At 66.5% G+C, this 944-nt stretch carries 1 protein-coding gene; it reads left to right on the forward strand.

Going from position 1 to position 944, the window contains the following annotated elements; translation table 11 throughout:
• Nucleotides 1–39 precede the first annotated feature (39 nt).
• Nucleotides 40–921 (forward strand): IS5 family transposase, encoded by an 882-nt coding sequence (locus ABD361_RS30395; protein ID WP_344440198.1) that lies wholly within the window; start codon nucleotides 40–42, stop codon nucleotides 919–921.
• Nucleotides 922–944 lie beyond the last annotated feature (23 nt).

The raw sequence follows: 944 nt of genomic DNA on the forward strand, positions 1-944 counted from the left end.
TCGCGTGACTGCCGAGCAGTGGTGATCGTTCCGGTCCGTGTGGGGCGGGGTGACTTATCAAACGAAGAATGGGCTCGGATGGAGCCCTGCTTGCCGAAGAACGTCGGCCGGGGCGGGCGTTGGATGAATCATCGCCAGGTGATCAACGGAATCCTGTTTCGGCTGCGTACTGGCATCCCGTGGCGAGACCTGCCGACACGGTTCGGGAAGTGGCAGACGATATATGACCGGCATCGCCGCTGGTCAGCCGACGGCACGTGGGACCAAATTCTGCGGGCCGTCCAGGCGGATGCCCATGCGGAAGGTCGTATCGACTGGTCGATGGTGAGCGTGGACTCGACCGTGTGCCGTGCTCACCAGCACGCTGCCGGCGCACGCAAGCAGGCGCCGCGCAAACCTGGCAAGCGCACCCGGCCCACCCAGCACCGTCCGGATGAAGCCCTCGGCCGTTCGCGCGGCGGGCTGACGACCAAGATCCACCTAGCCGGGGAGGGCGGACTACGGCCGTTGGCCATGCTGGTCACACCCGGACAGTGGGGCGATGCCCCGCAGATGATCGCGGTCCTGGAACGCGTTCGCGTGCCTCGCCCGACAGGCGGCCGCCCTCGCACCAGGCCGGACCATCTCAGCGGTGACAAAGCGTACTCATCGCGTCGCAACCGCCGATACCTGCGGCGTCGTCAGATCAAGCACACCATCCCTGAACGCCGGGATCAGCGGGCCCACCGCCAACGCCGAGGCAGCAACGGAGGCAGGCCCACTGGCTTCGACGCGGCACGCTATGCTCGCAGGAACGAAGTCGAGCGGATGATCAACCGGTTGAAGATCTACCGGGCCGTGGCCACGCGTTATGACAAGAGGGCGTACGTCTTTCACGGCACCGTGACCGCTGCAGCCGTACGCCTCTGGCTGCGCTCCTGACCCGCCGGACAGACCCTAGGGCG

The organism is Streptomyces luteosporeus, assembly GCF_039532865.1.
Lineage (GTDB): Bacteria > Actinomycetota > Actinomycetes > Streptomycetales > Streptomycetaceae > Streptomyces > Streptomyces luteosporeus.